This window comes from Streptomyces sp. NPDC050534 (genome assembly GCF_044457745.1).
Lineage (GTDB): Bacteria > Actinomycetota > Actinomycetes > Streptomycetales > Streptomycetaceae > Streptomyces.
Window position 1 is genome coordinate 240,684 of sequence record NZ_JBITHF010000008.1, and the last position, 14,001, is coordinate 254,684.

The 14,001-nt window shown below is 69.1% G+C and carries 11 protein-coding genes and 1 pseudogene; 4 read left to right on the forward strand and 8 right to left on the reverse strand.

Going from position 1 to position 14,001, the window contains the following annotated elements:
- Positions 1–77: 77 nt before the first annotated feature.
- The gene (locus tag ACIBN2_RS26465; protein ID WP_399137801.1) at positions 78–491 is read left to right on the forward strand and encodes a pyridoxamine 5'-phosphate oxidase family protein; all 414 of its coding nucleotides are present in this window, start codon (positions 78–80) and stop codon (positions 489–491) included.
- 148 nt (positions 492–639) lie between these two features.
- Here the strand turns inward: ACIBN2_RS26465 and ACIBN2_RS26470 are convergent, their stop codons facing one another.
- Positions 640–975, reverse strand: a complete 336-nt coding sequence (locus ACIBN2_RS26470; protein ID WP_016437222.1) for a hypothetical protein — start codon at positions 973–975, stop codon at positions 640–642.
- A gap of 403 nt (positions 976–1,378) precedes the next feature.
- Here ACIBN2_RS26470 and ACIBN2_RS26475 point away from each other — a divergent pair, with 403 nt between their 5' ends.
- Both ACIBN2_RS26475 and ACIBN2_RS26480 read left to right on the forward strand, forming a co-directional pair.
- The gene (locus ACIBN2_RS26475; RefSeq protein WP_399137803.1) at positions 1,379–2,323 is read left to right on the forward strand and encodes a helix-turn-helix transcriptional regulator; all 945 of its coding nucleotides are present in this window, start codon (positions 1,379–1,381) and stop codon (positions 2,321–2,323) included.
- A gap of 20 nt (positions 2,324–2,343) precedes the next feature.
- Positions 2,344–3,367 (forward strand): annotated as a pseudogene (locus ACIBN2_RS26480) (helix-turn-helix transcriptional regulator).
- Here ACIBN2_RS26480 and ACIBN2_RS26485 read toward each other — a convergent pair.
- The 7 genes from ACIBN2_RS26485 to ACIBN2_RS26515 form a co-directional block, all read right to left on the reverse strand.
- Complete coding sequence (locus ACIBN2_RS26485) at positions 3,330–4,379, reverse strand: LuxR C-terminal-related transcriptional regulator (protein ID WP_399137805.1); 1,050 nt, start codon at positions 4,377–4,379, stop codon at positions 3,330–3,332. The pseudogene ACIBN2_RS26480 and the gene ACIBN2_RS26485 sit on opposite strands and share 38 nt — an antisense overlap.
- A 309-nt stretch (positions 4,380–4,688) precedes the next feature.
- Positions 4,689–5,807 carry a substrate-binding domain-containing protein gene (locus ACIBN2_RS26490; RefSeq protein WP_399137807.1) on the reverse strand — a complete coding sequence of 373 codons (1,119 nt, stop codon included), beginning with the start codon at positions 5,805–5,807 and terminating at the stop codon, positions 4,689–4,691.
- Between the two features lie 207 nt (positions 5,808–6,014).
- On the reverse strand, positions 6,015–6,464 hold the full coding sequence (locus tag ACIBN2_RS26495) for a heat shock protein transcriptional repressor HspR (RefSeq protein ID WP_399137808.1): 450 nt from the start codon (positions 6,462–6,464) through the stop codon (positions 6,015–6,017).
- A gap of 5 nt (positions 6,465–6,469) precedes the next feature.
- On the reverse strand, positions 6,470–7,648 hold the full coding sequence (gene dnaJ / locus ACIBN2_RS26500; RefSeq protein WP_399137810.1) for a molecular chaperone DnaJ: 1,179 nt from the start codon (positions 7,646–7,648) through the stop codon (positions 6,470–6,472).
- A gap of 33 nt (positions 7,649–7,681) precedes the next feature.
- The gene (gene grpE, locus ACIBN2_RS26505) at positions 7,682–8,347 is read right to left on the reverse strand and encodes a nucleotide exchange factor GrpE (protein WP_399137812.1); all 666 of its coding nucleotides are present in this window, start codon (positions 8,345–8,347) and stop codon (positions 7,682–7,684) included.
- Positions 8,344–10,191, reverse strand: coding sequence for a molecular chaperone DnaK (gene dnaK, locus ACIBN2_RS26510; protein WP_399137814.1), 1,848 nt, complete (start codon positions 10,189–10,191; stop codon positions 8,344–8,346). The genes grpE and dnaK overlap by 4 nt, the downstream gene beginning before the upstream one ends.
- A gap of 95 nt (positions 10,192–10,286) precedes the next feature.
- Complete coding sequence (locus ACIBN2_RS26515; RefSeq protein WP_399137816.1) at positions 10,287–11,447, reverse strand: undecaprenyl/decaprenyl-phosphate alpha-N-acetylglucosaminyl 1-phosphate transferase; 1,161 nt, start codon at positions 11,445–11,447, stop codon at positions 10,287–10,289.
- Between the two features lie 216 nt (positions 11,448–11,663).
- On the opposite strand from ACIBN2_RS26515, the gene ACIBN2_RS26520 reads away from it, so the two are divergent.
- Positions 11,664–13,946 carry a (Fe-S)-binding protein gene (locus ACIBN2_RS26520; protein WP_399137818.1) on the forward strand — a complete coding sequence of 761 codons (2,283 nt, stop codon included), beginning with the start codon at positions 11,664–11,666 and terminating at the stop codon, positions 13,944–13,946.
- Positions 13,947–14,001 lie beyond the last annotated feature (55 nt).

Consider the following 14,001-nt stretch of genomic DNA (forward strand, 5'->3'; position numbering starts at 1 on the left):
GACTTGAGCAGCGTACACAAAGTTGAGTCTATTCCACTCAAGGGCGAGACCGGCCACTTCCGGCTACCTTCCAGAACATGGCTTCGTACACCCAGGACCCCGGTGCCCCTGGCGCCTCGTATCTCACCTTCTGGCGGGAGCGGCATCTGTGCACACTGACCACCCCGCGCCCGGACGGCAGCCCGCATGTCGTACCCGTCGGGGTCACATACGATCCGGAGGCCCGGCTCGCTCGGGTGATCGCGAACAAGTCGAGCCGGAAAGTGGCCAATGTGCTGGCCACCGGGTCCGAGGGCGCCCGGGTCGCGGTGTGCCAGGTGGCAGGGCGGCGGTGGGCGACCCTGGAGGGCCGGGCCGTCGTGCGGAGCGAGCCGGAGCGGGTCGCGGAGGCCGAGCGGCGCTACGCCGAGCGCTACGACCGGACGCCGTCGCCGAACCCGTCACGCGTGGTGATCGAGATCGAGCTCACCAGGGCCATGGGCAACGCCTGATGATTTTCGGCCATGGACGCGCGCGGCACCATCCGGTCGATAGCGGGACATGTCCGCCAAAGCTGCAGCGGCGTCACCGTGTTCAGGTCACGGTGACGCCGCTGCGGGGGGAAGCACCTGAGCGAACTGTTACGACGGGGGATTCGCGTCAGGCACTGCGGGGGGTGGCTGAGATGGTCCGAACATCGGGGGTTTCCGGTTCCACCAGCCGGTGGTCTCGCTGGTCCAGATTCACAAAGATCATTCCGTACCGGATGGCACATCGCACGGGCTGCGGCGCCCCCCGAGGCCGCCGCAGACACCGGTACGCCCGTACGTCCTCGTCCTCGTCCCGCGTGACGACGACCGGCTCACCGAAGACGGTCACCATCAGCGAGTCACCGGAGTGGGGGATCGCGGTGACAAGGTCGATGAAGTGCCAGCCCGATCGGTAGGCCGTGGCCATTTCGCGGCGGAAGGAGCGGTCGTCGGGTGGAGTGGTCATGACGAAACGGCCCAGCTGCTGTCGGCGGGGGCAACCCATGAGCTGTCCCCGGGGACGCTTGTCGCCACGACCCAACTGCTGTCACCGGGAGGGGCGGCAGCGACGGCGGTGGTGCTCCAGCTGCTGTCCCCCGCGACATCACTCTTCGTCCCCGCGATGCCACTCAGCGCTCCGAGGGCCACCACGGCGGAGAAGGCGGCGACAAGCGCCGAGCGAAGCATTCTCTTATGCATAGTCGGCTTCGTCCTCATTTGAAGGTCACCTCTCCCCCGTCTGAATACGACGATGGCCCATTCCGGCACGTCATGGCCACACAAACGATGCATCATGTTCCTGCACGTTCAGGACCCTGGGGGGTGGAGATCTGGTGATAAATGAGACTAAGCGGACACATCCCCATGGGTTGACCGACCTGTGCGAGGACGGACGCCGCCTCTACGGCAACGCTCTCCGGACGGGACGCATAGCCCGTTCGGATGTCGAGCCTGCGCCGTGCTTGATGGAATTCGCCCTGCTTCATCCTGATCCTGACGACCCCAACTGGCTGCGTCCCGTACCGCCTTCGGTCGCGCTTGCCCAGAGGCTCACACCGATCGAGAACGAGATCACCCAGCGCCGGCGCCTGTCCATCGAACTCGCCGACGCTTTCGAGCCGTTCATGACCCTCAGCGCCCAGTCGACGGCGAGCACACACTCGATCACCGTGCTGGAGGGACTCGACCGGATCAACGCGGCGCTCGATATTGCCACGTCCCAGTGCCACACGGAGATGCTCACCGTCCAGCCGAGCCGACGCCGCCTGGAACACACCCTCACCAAGGCCCTGGAACGCGACCGGCCGCTGATCGAGCGGGGCTGCCGCATCCGGACGCTGTACCAGCACCCGGCCCGCTACAGCCCCGAAACCCTCGCGTACGTAGCCCAGTTCGCCGACGGCAAGGTGGAGTACCGCACCATCGACGAGCTGGTCGAGCGGCTCATCATCTGCGACGAGACCGTGGCCTTCATCCCGACCCGCGACGACGGCGAGATCGCGCTCGAACTCCGGCATCCGGGACTCGTCCGCTACCTGATCAAGGTCTTCGAGTTCATGTGGACGCGCGCGGTCCCGCTGAGCGCAGGCGCCCCCTACGAGACCGCCCCCGACGGGATCACCGAGATCCAGCACTCCATCGCCAAGCTCCTGGTCGAGGGCCATGTCGACGAGGCGATCGCACGGCGGCTGGGCATGAACGTGCGCACCTGCCGCGCTCACATCGCCAAGCTCGCGATGGCTCTGGGCAGCGGCAGCCGGGCACAACTCGGCTTTCTCATAGCGCAGTCGGGGATCCTGGAGCAGGACGCCTGAGTCCGCGGGGGAGGGACACGATGGACTCGGCGGCACATCCGGACCACGGACCGGAAGAGCTGTGTTGCGAGGGAACCGGGCTGTACGAACGCGCGCTGCGCGAAGGCCACTTGCCGGCCCGTGAGGCCGCCGGGGCGCCCTGTCTGGTCGACTTCGGCCTGCTGCATCCCTCGATCGAGGAGGAGGCCCGCCTGGAGCCCGTCGCGCCCGCCGTCGCCCTGCACCGCCTGCTGAGCACGTCGGAGGACCGCATCGCGCGGGAGCGGCGCCGCGAGGCCCGGCTGGCCGACCTGTTCGAACCCCTCATGCGGCTCGGCGGCGCGCGAACGGGAACCGGCGGCTCCTCGGCCGTCGGGGTGCTGAGCGGGTCCGACCGCATCGGGCGGGCCATCACCGACGCCATGGCCGCCGGCCGCGACGAACTGCTCGCCATCCAGCCGCACATCAGCCACACCCGGACACCGCTGAAGGCGCGCGCCGACGCCCTCGCCCGCGACCAGGAGTTCCTCACCCGCGGCGGCCGTATCCGCACGCTCTACCAGCACACGCTCCGGCACGCGCCGTCGGTCCTCGCCCGCTACGAGCAGCTGAGCGGGGACGCGGAGGCCCGCACGCTCGACGAGATCACCGACCGTCTCCTCGTGGTGGACCGCACGATCGCCTTCATCCCCGCCCACCCGGACCGCACGCTCGCCCTGGAGATCCGGCACCCGGTCATCGCCGGCTTCCTCGCCACCGCCTTCGACCGCCTCTGGCGGCTGGCCACGCCCATGTACCCCCAGGCCGCCCAACCGCCCACCCCAGCGGGCTTCACCCCCCGCCAACACGCCATCGCCGCCCTCCTCGTGGAGGGCCACACCGACACCGACATCGCCGAGCGGCTCGGGATGAACGTCCGCACCGCCCGCGTCCTCCCCCACGCTCGAATTCGCTCGCGCGGGAGGTGCCCCCACCGCCAAGCTCGCGGCCACGCTGGGCAGTGAGAGCCGGGCCCAACTCGGCTACCTCATCGGGCGGTCGGGGATTCTTGACCGGGAAGGGTGATCGGGCCGGAGTCGGTGGGGTGACGGTGGCCGTCGAGGCCCACCTGGGCGATGCGGACGCCGAGTTGGGTGCGGCTGGCCGCGCCGAGGGTCTCGGAGAGCCGGGCGATGTGGGCGCGGCACGTACGGACGCTTATGCCGAGCCGCTCCGCGATCACCGCGTCCTGGTGGCCCTCCGCCAACAGCGCCGCGATGGACTGCTCGCGGTGGGAGATGCCCTCGATGCCGGTGTCGGGCAGCGGCGCCGTCAGCGGGATCGCGAGGCGCCAGAGCCGCTCGAAGACCGTGACCAGGTATCCGACCAGGGCCGGGTGGCGCAGCTCCAGGGCCAGGGTGCGGTCCGCGTTGGCCGGGATGAACGCCACCGTGCGGTCGAACAGGATCAGCCGGTCGATCACCTCGTCCAGGGTGCGCGCCTCGACCGAACCGCCCATCAGCTCCAGGTAGTTGAGCAGGCCCTGGCCGTGCCGGGCCACATGCGTGTACAGGTCGCGCATCCGCACGCCCCGCCCGCGCAGCGTGAGCGCCCGGTGCAGGCCCTCCGTCAGCTCGTCCTCGGGCCGGATGCCGCCGGGCTGGACGGTGAGGACCTCCGTCGTGCACGCCTCGGTCGCCGCGTCCATCGCGGCCTGGATGCGGGACAGCCCGTCCAGGACGCGGATCGCGGCTCCCTCCGCGGAGCCGGAACCCGGCGCCGCCTCCGTCTCGGGGCCCAGACCGGCGTACCGCTCGACCGCGGCGACCGCCGCGCCCACCCGCAGCTGACTGGCGCTGACATCGTCGTAGACGCCGCGCAGCAGCCGTGTCATGACCTCCTGCGGGGACGTCGGGACAAGCCAGTCCATGTCGTCGGGGTCCGGGTGCAGCAGGGCGAGGTCCAGCAGGCACGGCACCGGCCCGGCGTCCCGGCGCGGCACGCGGCCCCGCCGTACGGCCCGGGAGTAGACGCGCTCCCCGGCCTCGCACAGTCGGTCAGCACCGTGTGGATGCTCCTCCGTCCCGTGCCCGGCCATCGCCCATCCCACCCCCGGTTTCGCCGCCTTCGCAGCGCAACTATGCGCGGACGGGACCGGCTCCGCAACACGGCTCGACACGACGTCACGGTCGCTAAACGCGGGTAACTCCCGATATGTACGGTCCTCCTCCTGCCGCATTGCAACAAGCTGACGGTCTGGGAGGCAGGGCGGTACGCGGGAGGGGTTCCGGGCCGGTGGCGGCCGGATCACGTCCAGGCCCGGGGTGCGGTCAGGGGCCGCCGTGAGCCTTCACGGCGGCCCCTGCAACGATCGCACCCGCAAAGGCGGAACGTCTTGCGCGGTCTCTTACTTCAGACCGATCGCCGCGCATTCCGAGGCGTACTTCGAGGTGCAGATCTGCGAGACCTTGTAGATGCCGTCGGCGACGACCGTCGACTTGATGTTCTTGCGCGTCAGCGCGGTGACGGTGACGAGCTGCGCCGGAATCTGCTTGTCCGTCGGGCTGTCGACCGTGTCCTGGGTGAGCGCGTCGAACTCGATGTCCTTGCCCTGCACCTTGGCGACGGCCATCTGCGCGGCCGCCTGGGCCTCCTGCGGGTAGGACTTGTAGACGCTCATGTACTGCTCGCCCGAGACGATCCGCTGCACGCCGGCCAGCTCCGCGTCCTGCCCGGTGAGCGGCGGCAGGTGGGACATGCCCGCGCCCTCCATGGCCTTGACGATGCCGCCCGCCATGCCGTCGTTGGCGGAGTAGACGCCCGCGATGTCGCCCTTGCCGATCGCCTTGATCGCGTCGGACATGTTGGACTCGGCGTTCTTCGGGTCCCAGTCCTTGGTGTCGAAGGACTGGGCGATCGTCACCTTGCCCTTGAGCTCGGACAGCGCGCCCGCCTTGAACTGCTTGGCGTTCGGGTCGGTGGGCGAGCCGTTCATCATCACGATCTTGTCGGAGGTGCTGACGTCGCTGCCCAGCGCGTCCAGCAGCGAGCGGCCCTGCACCTCGCCGACGAGCTCGTTGTCGAAGGAGATGTACGCGTCGATCGGGCCCTCGGCCAGCCGGTCGTAGGCGATGACCGGGATACCGGCGTCCTTCGCCTTCTTCACCTCGCCGGCGATGGCGTGCGAGTCCACCGCGTCCAGCAGGATGATGTCGACCTTGTCGTCGATCATCTTCTGCATCTGGGTCGCCTGCTTGTCCGCGTTCTGCCCCGCGTTGGCGTAGGCGACGTGGCCCCGGTCCTTGGTCAGGGAGGAGACCTGCTGCTTGATGATGGGGTAGTCGAAGTCCTCGTACCTGGTGTTGGCCGTCTCCGGCAGCAGCAGACCGATCGTGACGTCGTTGCCCTTGGTGGGGCTCGCCGAACTGCTGTCACCCGAGACGTTCAGCACGCCGCAGGAGGCAAGTGACAGGCTTGTCGCGGCTACTGCCACGCACAGGGCGGTACGACGGATGCGGGTGTTCACTGCTGTTGACCTTCCGAACAAGGGTGCTTAAGGCGTCCCAGGTGAAGGAAGCCAACGCTTTCTTCACACGATCGTCAAGGAATAACCAGGTAATGAGACGTCAACGTTAGAGTTCGCTCGCCCTCCTGACGGAAGGCGACCGGTTCGTGCATACGCGGCAGGGGCCCGGAATGTCTCCGGGCCCCTGCCGTGACGTGACGGGACGCGTCAGTCGGACTGCTGCCGCTTCGGCCGCCAGACCACCAGCGCGCTGGTCTGCTGCACCTCCTGGTACGGCACCAGGTCGCGGCGGTACGACGCGTGCACCGCCGCCTCGCGCTGCTGCATGGCCGCCGCCGCGCCCTCGACCGCCGTCTGGAGTTCGACGACGCGCTGCTGGAGCGCGGCGACCTGGTTCTCCAGCTCGATGATCCGCTTGATGCCGGCCAGGTTGATGCCCTCGTCCTGCGACAACTGCTGGACGGTGCGCAGCAGTTCGATGTCGCGGGCCGAGTAACGACGGCCGCGGCCGGGGGTGCGGTCGGGCGAGACCAGGCCGAGGCGGTCGTACTGACGCAGGGTCTGCGGGTGCAGGCCGGAGAGCTGGGCCGCCACCGAAATGACGTAGACCGGGGTTTCCTCGGTCAGTTCGTACGGATTGCGTCGACGGCCGTCCATCTCTCTCAAGCTCCCTTCGCGGCCTGGAACAGCTCCGCCCGCGGGTTCTCACCCGCGGTTGCCTCGCGATACGCCTCGAGCGCGTCACGAGCCTTCCCCGTCACGTCCGTGGGGACACTCACCTCGACGGTGACCAGGAGGTCGCCGCGGGTGCCGTCCTTGCGGACCGCGCCCTTGCCCCGGGCGCGCATGGTGCGGCCGTTGGGCGTACCCGGCGGCAGCTTCAGGGTGACGGGAGGGCCGCCCAGGGTGGGCACTCTGACCTCGCCGCCGAGGGCCGCCTCGGCGAACGTCACCGGGACGGTCACGGTCAGGTTGTCGCCCTTGCGGCCGAACACCGGGTGCGCGGACACATGGACCGTGACGTACAAGTCGCCCGCCGGCCCGCCCCGTTCACCCGGCGTGCCCTTGCCGCGCAGCCGGATGCGCTGGCCGTCCTGCACCCCGGCCGGGATGCGGACCTGCATGGTCCGGGACGACTTGGCGCGGCCCGAGCCCTTGCAGACCTCGCAGGGGTTCTCCGCGATCAGACCGCGGCCCTTGCAGTCCGGGCAGGGGTCGGTGAGGGAGAACCCTCCGCCGGAGCCCCGCGCCACCTGTCCGGTGCCGACGCACGTCGGGCAGACCCGGGGGTTGCCGTTGGCGTCGCCGGTGCCGGAACAGGCCTTGCAGGGCGCCTGCGAGGACATCCGCAGCGGGACCGTCGCCCCCTCGATCGCCTCGGTGAAGCTGAGGCTGACCTCGGTGTCGATGTCCTGACCGCGCCGGGGCTGCACCCGGGTGGTGCCGGAGCTGCCGCGGTTGAACAGGCCCCCGAAGACGTCACCGATTCCGCCGCCGAAGCCTCCGGAGCCGCCCCCGCCCTGGGTGCCGCCTCCGAAGAGGTCGCCCAGGTCGAAGTTGAACGAGCCGCCGCTGCCGCCCGGCCCCGGGCGGAAGCCGCCGTTGCCGAACAGGGCGCGCGCCTCGTCGTACTCCTTGCGCTTCTTGGGGTCGCCGAGAACGTCGTTCGCCTCGGAGATCTCCTTGAAGCGCTCCTCGGCCTTGGCGTTGCCCTTGTTGGCGTCCGGGTGGAACTCGCGGGCGAGCTTCCGGTACGCCTTCTTGATCTCGGCCTCGGTGGCGTCCTTGGGGACGCCGAGGACCTTGTAGTAGTCCTTCTCGATGAAGTCCTTGGTGCTCATCCTCGACGCCCCTCCTTTCTCATCGGTTCAAGCTCAGCCCTCGTCCGGGCCACCGCTCTCCTTGTCGTCGGCCGCCTCGGCGGAGTCCTGGGACTCCGGCTTGACGGTCTGCGCCCCCGGCTGAGGCTCGGCCACGGCCACCCGCGCGGGGCGGATGGTGCGCTCGCCGATGCGATACCCGGGCTGCAGAATCGCCACGCACGTCGTCTCGGTGACGTCCGGTGCGTAGCTGTGCATCAGGGCCTCGTGGATCGTCGGGTCGAAGGGCTCGCCCTCCTTGCCGAACTGCTGCAGACCCATCTTCGCCGCCACGGTCTCCAGCGACTCCGCCACGGACTTGAATCCGCCGACGAGTTCGCCGTGTTCCCGCGCGCGGCCGATGTCGTCGAGCACGGGCAGGAGCTCGGTCAGAAGATTCGCGATGGCGATCTCCTTGACCGTGATCCGGTCCCGCTCCACGCGGCGGCGGTAGTTCTGGAACTCGGCCTGGAGCCGCTGGAGGTCCGCCGTGCGCTCACCGAGCGCCGTGCGTGCCTGGTCCAGCTGGGCCGTCAGACCGGCGATCTGTGCTGCTGCGTCCCCGGCCGGGGCCGCCCCCTCCGCGGAGGAGGGAGAGGCGGCCTTCGGTTCGGCGTCGTCAGATGTGGCGCCGGAGGGGACGTCGGGCTTCTCGTCGAAGCCCGGGGTCTCCTCCGTCACGCGGCACCGTCCTTGCGCTCGTCGTCCACGATCTCGGCGTCCACGACGTCGTCGTCGGCCTTCGGGGCCTCGGCGCCGGCGGACTCGCCGCCACCGGCGGCCTGCGAGGCCTGGGCGTCGGCGTACATGGCCTGACCCAGCTTCTGCGAGACGGCCGCGACCTTCTCGGTGGCGGTGCGGATCTCGGCGGTGTCCTCGCCCTTGAGCGCGGCCTTCAGCTCCTCGACGGACGCCTCGACCTCGGTCTTGATCTCGCCCGGGACCTTGTCCTCGTTGTCCTTGAGGAACTTCTCCGTCTGGTAGACGAGCTGCTCGCCCTGGTTACGGCTCTCGGCGGCCTCGCGGCGGGCGTGGTCCTCCTCCGCGTACTTCTCGGCCTCCTGGCGCATCCGGTCGACCTCGTCCTTCGGCAGCGAGGAGCCGCCGGTGACGGTCATCTTCTGCTCCTTGCCCGTGCCCAGGTCCTTCGCGGTCACGTGCATGATGCCGTTGGCGTCGATGTCGAAGGCGACCTCGATCTGCGGGACACCGCGCGGGGCCGGCGGCAGACCGGTCAGCTCGAACATCCCGAGCTTCTTGTTGTACGCCGCGATCTCGCGCTCGCCCTGGTAGACCTGGATCTGCACGGAGGGCTGGTTGTCCTCGGCGGTGGTGAAGATCTCGGACCGCTTGGTCGGGATCGTCGTGTTCCGCTCGATCAGCTTGGTCATGATGCCGCCCTTGGTCTCGATGCCGAGGGACAGCGGGGTCACGTCGAGGAGCAGGACGTCCTTGACCTCACCCTTGAGGACACCGGCCTGGAGGGCGGCGCCGATGGCCACGACCTCGTCCGGGTTGACGCCCTTGTTGGCGTCCTTGCCGCCGGTCAGCTCGCGGACGAGCTCGGCGACGGCGGGCATACGGGTGGAACCGCCGACGAGGACGACGTGGTCGATCTCGTTGATGGAGATGCCCGCGTCCTTGATGACGTTGTGGAACGGCGTCTTGCAGCGCTCCAGCAGGTCCGCGGTCAGCTGCTGGAACTGAGCCCGGGTGAGCTTCTCGTCCAGGTGCAGCGGGCCCTCGGCGGACGCGGTGATGTAGGGCAGGTTGATCGAGGTCTCGGTGGACGAGGACAGCTCGATCTTCGCCTTCTCGGCGGCCTCGCGCAGACGCTGCAGCGCCATCTTGTCCTTGCCGAGGTCCACGCCGTGACCGGACGCGAACTGCTTGACCAGGTAGTCGACGATGCGCTGGTCCCAGTCGTCACCACCGAGGTGGTTGTCACCGTTGGTGGCCTTCACCTCGACGACGCCGTCACCGATCTCCAGGAGGGACACGTCGAAGGTGCCGCCACCGAGGTCGAAGACGAGGATCGTCTGGTCGTCCTTGTCGAGGCCGTAGGCGAGCGCGGCCGCGGTGGGCTCGTTGACGATGCGAAGGACGTTCAGACCGGCGATCTCGCCGGCCTCCTTCGTCGCCTGGCGCTCGGAGTCGTTGAAGTACGCCGGGACGGTGATGACCGCGTCGGTCACCTTCTCGCCCAGGTAGGACTCGGCGTCGCGCTTCAGCTTCTGCAGGATGAACGCGGAGATCTGCTGCGGGTTGAAGGGCTTCCCGTCGAGCTCGATCTTCCAGTCCGTGCCCATGTGGCGCTTCACGGAGCGGATGGTCCGGTCCACGTTGGTGACCGCCTGGCGCTTGGCGACCTCGCCGACGAGCACCTCACCGTTCTTCGCGAAGGCGACGACGGACGGCGTGGTCCTGGCACCCTCGGCGTTGGTGATGACGGTGGGCTCGCCGCCCTCCAGAACGCTGACGACGGAGTTAGTCGTGCCCAGGTCGATGCCGACCGCACGTGCCATGGTGATCTTCCTCCAGCTGACTTGAGTGGAACGGACTCAAGTGTGCACGACACCCGGCTATGGGTCAACAGACCTGAGTCCGGGGGGCTCAACTCTTATCCGTTCCTTACACGCAAGTGCCCGCTGACCTGGGAGGATACAGGTCTGCCCGCCTGAGTGGACACCGACCGGACCTGCGTGGAGACGGGCCTGCCGGCCTGGGTGGACACGGGTCGGCCGGCCTGGGTCGTCACGGGTCGACCGGCCTGCGTGGACAACGGCCGGCCGGCCTGCGTGGGCACGGGCCGGCGCACGTACACCGGCACCCGAAGCAGCAGCAGTACGACGACGAGTGCCCCGGCCGCCACCCAGAACACCGCGGACCGGGCGGTCCAGCCGATGTGCGTGAGCATCCCGACGAGCACCCCGGAGAACGCCCCGATGCCCGGCAGGACGGTCGCCCCCTGCGGGGTGAGCCCCAACCGCCGCAGCCGGTGGGCGAGATGGTCGGGTCCGCCCCGCAGCAGCGGCCGTCCGGCCAGCCGCCGCGAGAGGATCACCAGGAGCACGTCGGCGGTCGCCACCGCGGTGATCGGGAACAGCACGCCCGCGCTGTCCGCGAGCCCGTAGCCGGCCCTGGTGCACACTGCCGCCGCGGCGAGCACGAACCCGGTGAACAGCGATCCGCACGCACCGAGGCCTACGCGCGCGGGCGGCCAGTTGTGCATGAGGAACCCGGTCAGCGCGGCGGCCAGCACGCTCAGCAGCACCGCGAGCCCGTCCATCACCTCGGCCGCGGCGCAGGCACCCACCCCGAAGGCGGTGACGACCCCCACGGTCCCGGCGAGCGCGTCGGCGTGGTCGAGCGCCTTGAAGGCGACGGCGACGAACACGATCCAGCCCACGGCGAGCAGCCCCGCGGGCACCCCGGTCTCCTCGTACGGCACGACACAGGCCGCCGCCACGGCCGTACCGGCGACGAGGACCCGCGCCTTGACCCGCCGCAGGTCCGCGATCAGCCCGAGCAGGGCGACGGCGCCCCCGGCGAGCAGCAGCCGGCCCACGCCTTCCCCGAGCGGTGCCACACCTGTCCGTTCCCCGGCCACCACCACCGCGCCGGTGGCGAGCACGACGGCAACGCCCCCGGCCAGCGGCACGGGCCGCTGCCGTCGTCTCCGGTCGACGATTCCGAGGCGCAGCGCGGGCACCCGTAGCAGTGCGGTGAGCACGGCTGCGAGGAGCAGGGCGGTGGTGGCGGCGGCGATCCCGTAGAGCACGGATCTAAGTTAGGCGCGAATGTACCAATTTGGCATGAATAACACGATCGCATCGTCACAGACCTTTAAGGCAACCCTCAGCGACGCAGATCACCGAGCCGCTGGCTACAGTGCGACAGAAGATGGAGGTAGTCTCGGACGGACTGCATAAGTTACCGCTTAGTAATGTCGAGGCTCTCCCTCGTACGAAACCTCGCAGGCCCGAGGAGCCCCCAAATGCAACTCGCCGCGATCATCGTGTCGCTGGTCCTGACCGTGGTCGGTGTGGCGCTGCTCGCACGCGCCATCGGCCAGTTCGTCCGGTACTTCAAACTGGGCCAGCCCGTACCCGCCGGCAGCCGGACCGACAACCCGTATGCGCGCAGCGTGACGCTGGTGCGTGAGTTCCTCGGTCACACCCGGATGAACCGCTGGGGCATCGTGGGCTTCGCCCACTGGTTCGTGGCCATCGGCTTTTTGACGCTGCCGCCGACCCTGGCGCAGGCGTTCGGCCAGCTCTTCAAGGCCGACTGGATGCTGCCGGTGATCGGCGACTGGCTGCCGTTCGAGATGTACACCGAGTTCATCGGCGTGATGACGGTGCTCGGCATCGTCGTACTGATGACGATCCGGCTGCTGAGCCTGCCCTCGCGGCCGGGCCGCAAGTCCCGCTTCGCGGGCTCCAAGGCGGGCCAGGCGTACTTCGTCGAGTACGTCATCCTCACCATCGGCCTGGCGATCTACGTGCTGCGCGGCCTGGAGGGCGCGCTGCACCACGTCGAGGGCTACGAGGCCGGGTACTTCGCCTCGTACCCGCTGGTGCTGGCGTTCAAGGGCCTGAGCGTGACGGCGCTGCAGAACCTGGTCTACCTGACCGCCATGGTCAAGATCGGGACGTCGTTCATCTGGATGATCGTGGTGTCGCTGAACACCAACATGGGTGTGGCCTGGCACCGCTTCCTGGCCTTCCCGAACATCTGGTTCAAGCGCAACGCCGAAGGTGCCACCGCGCTGGGCGCGCTGCAGCCGATGACCTCGGGCGGGCAGCCGATCGACTTCACCGACCCGGGCGAGGACGACGTCTTCGGCGTCTCCCAGGTCGAGCAGTTCTCCTGGAAGGGCCTGCTGGACTTCTCCACCTGCACCGAGTGCGGCCGCTGCCAGTCGCAGTGCCCCGCCTGGAACACCGGCAAGCCGCTCTCCCCGAAGCTGCTGATCATGTCGCTGCGCGACCACGCGCACGCCAAGGCCCCCTACCTGCTGGCGGGTGGCGGCAAGTCCATGGAGGGCGAGGAGAAGGCCTCCGAGGAGCAGCTCAAGGACGTGCCCGCCGCCGCGCTCGCGGAGGCCGAGCGGCCGCTGATCGGCACCGCGGAAGAGAACGGCGTCATCGACCCGGACGTGCTGTGGTCCTGCACCACCTGCGGCGCCTGCGTCGAGCAGTGCCCGGTCGACATCGAGCACATCGACCACATCGTCGACATGCGCCGCTACCAGGTGATGATCGAGTCCGCGTTCCCGTCCGAGGCGGGCACGATGCTCAAGAACCTGGAGAAGAAGGGCAACCCCTGGGGCCTGGCCAAGAAGCAGCGCCTGGAGTGGCTCAAGGAGGTCGAGTTCGAGGTCCCGGTCGTCGGCCAGGACATCGAGGACCTCACCGAGGTCGAGTACCTGTACTGGGTCGGCTGCGCGGGCTCCCTGGAGGACCGCGCCAAGAAGACGACGAAGGCCTTCGCCGAGCTCCTCCACATCGCGGGCGTCAAGTTCGCGATCATGGGCGGCGACGAGAAGTGCACCGGTGACTCCGCCCGCCGCCTGGGCAACGAGCCCCTGTTCCAGGAGCTCGGCATGGAGAACGTCATGGCGCTGAACATGGCGTTCGGCGAGGAGCTGGACGACGACGGCAAGGTCGTCCCGGAGTCCGCCAAGCCGAAGTCGGCGAAGAAGATCGTCGCGACGTGCCCCCACTGCTTGAACACGATCGGCAACGAGTACCCGCAGCTCGGCGGCGACTACGAGGTCATCCACCACACCCAGCTGCTGCAGCACCTGGTGGACGAGGGCAAGCTCACCCCGGTCACCCCGGTCGAGGGCATCATCACCTACCACGACCCCTGCTACCTGGGCCGCCACAACAAGATCTACACGCCTCCGCGCGAGATCATCGCCAACGTTCCGGGCCTGCGGAACGAGGAGATGCACCGCCACAAGGAGCGCGGCTTCTGCTGCGGCGCCGGCGGCGCGCGCATGTGGATGGAGGAGCGGATCGGCAAGCGCATCAACAACGAGCGCGTCGACGAGGCCCTCTCCGTCAACCCGGACATCGTCTCCACCGCCTGCCCGTTCTGCCTGGTCATGCTCACGGACTCCGTGAACGGCAAGAAGAACGACGGCAAGGCCAAGGAGTCCATCCAGGTCGTCGACGTCGCCCAGCTCCTGCTGGAGTCGGTCAGGACACCGGTGGACCCGGCGGGCGAGCCGGAGTCGGAGAGCGCGCCGGAGCCGGAGCCGGTGAAGTAGGTCGCCCTACGGCTGTTTCGACGCCCCCATGTCCTGCGTGGACGTGGGGGCGTCG

What these genes read in the sequence shown, in the direction of transcription:
- ACIBN2_RS26465 (WP_399137801.1), top strand. Translation starts at nt 78, where the DNA reads ATGGCTTCGTACACCCAGGACCCCGGTGCCCCTGGCGCCTCGTATCTC.
- ACIBN2_RS26470 (WP_016437222.1), bottom strand. Translation starts at nt 975, where the DNA reads ATGACCACTCCACCCGACGACCGCTCCTTCCGCCGCGAAATGGCCACG.
- ACIBN2_RS26485 (WP_399137805.1), bottom strand. Translation starts at nt 4,379, where the DNA reads ATGGCCGGGCACGGGACGGAGGAGCATCCACACGGTGCTGACCGACTG.
- ACIBN2_RS26495 (WP_399137808.1), bottom strand. Translation starts at nt 6,464, where the DNA reads ATGGACGGCCGTCGACGCAATCCGTACGAACTGACCGAGGAAACCCCG.
- dnaJ (WP_399137810.1), bottom strand. Translation starts at nt 7,648, where the DNA reads ATGAGCACCAAGGACTTCATCGAGAAGGACTACTACAAGGTCCTCGGC.
- dnaK (WP_399137814.1), bottom strand. Translation starts at nt 10,191, where the DNA reads ATGGCACGTGCGGTCGGCATCGACCTGGGCACGACTAACTCCGTCGTC.
- ACIBN2_RS26520 (WP_399137818.1), top strand. Translation starts at nt 11,664, where the DNA reads ATGCAACTCGCCGCGATCATCGTGTCGCTGGTCCTGACCGTGGTCGGT.